3 rRNA genes are annotated in these 5,476 nt (G+C 58.3%); all 3 read right to left on the reverse strand.

Going from position 1 to position 5,476, the window contains the following annotated elements:
• Positions 1-6: 6 nt before the first annotated feature.
• Positions 7-122 (reverse strand): 5S ribosomal RNA (gene rrf, locus QJS33_RS30950).
• A gap of 102 nt (positions 123-224) precedes the next feature.
• Positions 225-3,321 (reverse strand): 23S ribosomal RNA (locus tag QJS33_RS30955).
• A gap of 398 nt (positions 3,322-3,719) precedes the next feature.
• Positions 3,720-5,251 (reverse strand): 16S ribosomal RNA (locus QJS33_RS30960).
• Together the 16S, 23S and 5S rRNA genes form the textbook arrangement of a ribosomal RNA operon.
• Between the last annotated feature and the right edge of the window lie 225 nt (positions 5,252-5,476).

Consider the following 5,476-nt stretch of genomic DNA (forward strand, 5'->3'; position numbering starts at 1 on the left):
AAAAAACCGTGGCAGCAACCTACTCTCCCACCCCACCACAGGGCAGTACCATCAGCGCAAGGAGACTTAACGACCGGGTTCGGAAAGTAACCGGGTGTGACCCTCCCACCATAACCACCACGGAAACCCAACACCCCACAGACAGCCACCCCAAAAGGCAACCCCACAGGGAAGAATTCCACACAGCTATGTGAACATGTATGCGCGAGCACCCAATTATCTGCAGCGGACAAGCCCTCGGCCTATTAGTACCGGTCAGCTCCACCCCTCACAAGGCTTCCACACCCGGCCTATCAACCCCATCGTCTCTAGGGAGCCTTACCCTCTCACAGGAGGCAGGAGACCTCATCTCGAAGCAAGCTTCCCGCTTAGATGCTTTCAGCGGTTATCCCTCCCGAACGTAGCCAACCAGCCATGCCCTTGGCAGGACAACTGGCACACCAGAGGTTCGTCCGTCCCGGTCCTCTCGTACTAGGGACAGCCCTTCTCAAGTCTCCAACGCGCACAGCGGATAGGGACCGAACTGTCTCACGACGTTCTAAACCCAGCTCGCGTGCCGCTTTAATGGGCGAACAGCCCAACCCTTGGGACCAACTCCAGCCCCAGGATGCGACGAGCCGACATCGAGGTGCCAAACCATCCCGTCGATATGGACTCTTGGGGAAGATCAGCCTGTTATCCCCGGGGTACCTTTTAGCCGTTGAGCGACACCGCTTCCACACGCCGGTGCCGGATCACTAGTCCCAGCTTTCGCTCCTGCTCGACACGTCCGTCTCACAGTCAAGCTCCCTTGTGCACTTACACTCAACACCTGATTACCAACCAGGCTGAGGGAACCTTTGGGCGCCTCCGTTACTCTTTGGGAGGCAACCGCCCCAGTTAAACTACCCACCAGACACTGTCCCCGAACCGGATCACGGCCCAAGGTTAGATGCCCGAAACAGTCAGAGTGGTATTTCACCAACGCCTCCACCACCACTAGCGTAGCGGCTTCACCGGCTCCCACCTATCCTACACAAACCATCCCAAACACCAATGTCAAGCTATAGTGAAGGTCCCGGGGTCTTTCCGTCCTGCTGCGCGAAACGAGCATCTTTACTCGTAGTGCAATTTCACCGGGCCCATGGTTGAGACAGTGGGGAAGTCGTTACGCCATTCGTGCAGGTCGGAACTTACCCGACAAGGAATTTCGCTACCTTAGGATGGTTATAGTTACCACCGCCGTTTACTGGCGCTTGGATTCCCAGCTTCACAAAAGCGAACCTTTGTTGACCGGTCCTCTTAACGTTCCAGCACCGGGCAGGCGTCAGTCCGTATACAGCGTCTTACGACTTCGCACGGACCTGTGTTTTTAATAAACAGTCGCTTCCCCCCGCTATCTGCGACCCCACCCAGCTCCAGAGGCACGCTCCTTCACCGGACAGGGCTCCCCTTCTCCCAAAGTTACGGGGACAATTTGCCGAGTTCCTTAACCATGGTTCACCCGAACGCCTCGGTATTCTCTACCTGACCACCTGCGTCGGTTTAGGGTACTGGCCGCTCACGAACTCGCTAGAGGCTTTTCTCGACAGCATGGGATCACTCACTTCGCCTAAAACGGCTCCGCATCACGTCTCAACCCTATAGGGGGCGGATTTACCAACCCCCCGGCCTACACGCTTACCCCCGGACAACCACCGCCGGGTAGAGCTACCCTCCTGCGTCACCCCATCACTTACCTACTACAAGCTCGGATCCCAGACCAGCACGGCAACCCATCCCGAAGGACAGGAAACCAGCCGGCGTGGTTAGCATCACCTGATTCGATACTGGACGCTCGTGCACGGGTACGGGAATATCAACCCGTTATCCATCGACTACGCCTGTCGGCCTCGCCTTAGGTCCAGACTCACCCTGGGCGGATTAACCTGCCCCAGGAACCCTTAGTCAATCGGCGGCAACGTTTCTCACGCTGCTCTCGCTACTCATGCCTGCATTCTCACTCGCACGCCCTCCACCACACGATCACTCGGCGGCTTCACCGAACGCACGACGCTCCCCTACCAACCCAGGACGTAAGCCCTGAGCTTCACAGCTTCGGCGGTGTGCTTAAGCCCCGCTACATTATCGGCGCAGAACCACTTGACCAGTGAGCTATTACGCACTCTTTAAAGGATGGCTGCTTCTAAGCCAACCTCCTGGTTGTCTCAGCAACTCCACAACCTTTCCCACTTAGCACACGCTTAGGGGCCTTAGCTGATGATCTGGGCTGTTTCCCTCTCGACTACGAAGCTTATCCCCCGCAGTCTCACTGCCACGCTTCACTTCACCGGCATTCGGAGTTTGTCTGACGTCAGTAACCTTGTCGGGCCCATCAGCCAAACAGTAGCTCTACCTCCGGCAAGAAACACGCAACGCTGCACCTAAATGCATTTCGGGGAGAACCAGCTATCACGGAGTTTGATTGGCCTTTCACCCCTACCCACACCTCATCCCCCAGGTTTTCAACCCTGGTGGGTTCGGGCCTCCACGAGGTCTTACCCCCGCTTCACCCTGGACATGGGTAGATCACTCCGCTTCGGGTCCACAGCATGCGACTCAAATCGCCCTATTCAGACTCGGTTTCCCTACGGCTACCCCACCCGGGTTAACCTCGCCACACACCATGACTCGCAGGCTCATTCTTCAAAAGGCACGCCATCACACCCCCGAAAGGACGCTCTGACGGCTTGACAGCACACGGTTTCAGGTACTATTTCACGACCCCTCACCGGGGCACTTTTCACCTTTCCCTCACGGTACTAGTGCACTATCGGTCACCAGGACGTATTTTGGCTTAGCAGGTGGTCCTGCCAGATTCACACGGAATTCCTCGGGCTCCGCGCTACTCGGGGACAGCGTCAACACCCGATCAGAACCTTCACCTACGGGACTCTCACCCACTCCGGTACCGCTTCCCAACGGCTTCAGCTAGCTCTGACCACAAGTGCTCCGGGTCGGCAGACCCGAACAGACACGCCCCACAACCCCGCACACGCAACGACTGCCGTCTATCACACGCGCACGGTTTAGCCTCTTCCCCGTTCGCTCACCACTACTAGGGGAATCACTGTTGTTTACTCTTCCTACGGGTACTGAGATGTTTCACTTCCCCGCGTCACCACCGACCGCCCTATACATTCAGGCGGCGGCAACCCGACACAACTCGGGCTGGGTTCCCCCATTCGGACACCCACGGATCACAGCTCGGTTGACAGCTCCCCGTGGCCTATCGCGGCCTCCCACGTCCTTCATCGGCGCCTGGTGCCAAGGCATCCACCGTATGCCACTATCACTTGGCCACTACAGATAACAAGATGCTCGCGCACACTATTCACAAATCAAAACACCAACCGCATACCCTGCTACCACTCGGCCACCCGGGCAACCCAGGACCCCCACCCCGCACCAACGGCGAAAGCAAGGGACCAGGACCCGAACACCCTGAGAGTTCTCAGAGGCGGTCCGCGGGAACCGACCACCACCCACCACCGACCACACGGCCGGCACCGGGCGAGGGCCACTCCCTCAGACACCCAACAGCGCGCCCTCCGAGGCTTCCAGGACCCCCGGAGGTGAAGTTCGATATCAAATTCCACAGCCATCCCACCCGAACACCACGGATCAACCATGGGTCCAGCGGGTCCACTTTCGAGTCCGGCCGGCTGTAGGAAAATGCCGACCTGTAAAAGACTCCTTAGAAAGGAGGTGATCCAGCCGCACCTTCCGGTACGGCTACCTTGTTACGACTTCGTCCCAATCGCCAGCCCCACCTTCACTCACTCCCTCCCCGAAGGGTTAGGCCACAAGTTTCGGGTGTTGCCGACTTTCATGACGTGACGGGCGGTGTGTACAAGGCCCGGGAACGTATTCACCGCGGCGTTGCTGATCCGCGATTACTAGCGACTCCACCTTCATGGGGTCGAGTTGCAGACCCCAATCCGAACTGAGACCGGCTTTTAGGGATTCGCTCCACCTCACGGTATCGCACGCCCATTGTACCGGCCATTGTAGCATGTTTGCAGCCCAAGACATAAGGGGCATGATGACTTGACGTCGTCCCCACCTTCCTCCGAGTTGACCCCGGCAGTCTCCCATGAGTCCCCACCACTACGTGCTGGCAACATGGAACAAGGGTTGCGCTCGTTGCGGGACTTAACCCAACATCTCACGACACGAGCTGACGACAGCCATGCACCACCTGTCACCCGCCAACCAAATGACCCTGTATCTCTACAGGTCCACGGGTGATGTCAAACCTTGGTAAGGTTCTTCGCGTTGCGTCGAATTAAGCAACATGCTCCGCCGCTTGTGCGGGCCCCCGTCAATTCCTTTGAGTTTTAGCCTTGCGGCCGTACTCCCCAGGCGGGGCGCTTAATGCGTTAGCTACGGCGCGGAAACCGTGGAAAGTCCCCACACCTAGCGCCCAACGTTTACGGCATGGACTACCAGGGTATCTAATCCTGTTCGCTCCCCATGCTTTCGCTCCTCAGCGTCAGGTAAGGCCCAGAGACCCGCCTTCGCCACCGGTGTTCCTCCTGATATCTGCGCATTTCACCGCTACACCAGGAATTCCAGTCTCCCCTACCTACCTCTAGCATGCCCGTATCCACTGCAGAACCGGGGTTAAGCCCCGGTCTTTCACAGCAGACGCGACACGCCGCCTACGAGCTCTTTACGCCCAATAATTCCGGACAACGCTCGGACCCTACGTATTACCGCGGCTGCTGGCACGTAGTTAGCCGGTCCTTATTCCCCACCTACCGTCAACCCCGGGAGAACCCGGGGCCTGCGTGAGTGGTAAAAGAGGTTTACAACCCGAAGGCCGTCATCCCCCACGCGGCGTCGCTGCGTCAGGCTTTCGCCCATTGCGCAATATTCCCCACTGCTGCCTCCCGCAGGAGTCTGGGCCGTGTCTCAGTCCCAGTGTGGCCGGTCGCCCTCTCAGGCCGGCTACCCGTAATCGCCTTGGTAGGCCGTTACCCCACCAACAAGCTGATAGGCCGCGAGCCCATCCCCGACCGAAAAACTTTCCACCCCCCACCATGCGGAGGAGGGTCGTATCCGGTATTAGACGGCGTTTCCACCGCTTATCCCGGAGTCAGGGGCAGGTTGCTCACGTGTTACTCACCCGTTCGCCGCTCGTGTACCCCGAAGGGCCTTACCGCTCGACTTGCATGTGTTAAGCACGCCGCCAGCGTTCGTCCTGAGCCAGGATCAAACTCTCCATAAAGGTCATGCACCGCCACCCCCGAGAGGGCGCGGAAACCTAGAAGAAAATCCTGACCGGACCGTCTGGCACATTGTCCTTCTGGTCCAATCAAAGGAACCTCGCACACTGTTCCGGTCGCACCGACCGGTTCGTGTGACGGGGCCAAAACAAACTTGGCTGAAAAAATCGAACACGCGCTGTTGAGTTCTCAAGAAGCGACCGCGCTTCCCGTACAAGCCCCGGACC

It is taken from the genome of Nocardiopsis sp. CC223A (genome assembly GCF_030766825.1).
In the GTDB taxonomy this organism is placed as follows: Bacteria; Actinomycetota; Actinomycetes; order Streptosporangiales; family Streptosporangiaceae; genus Nocardiopsis.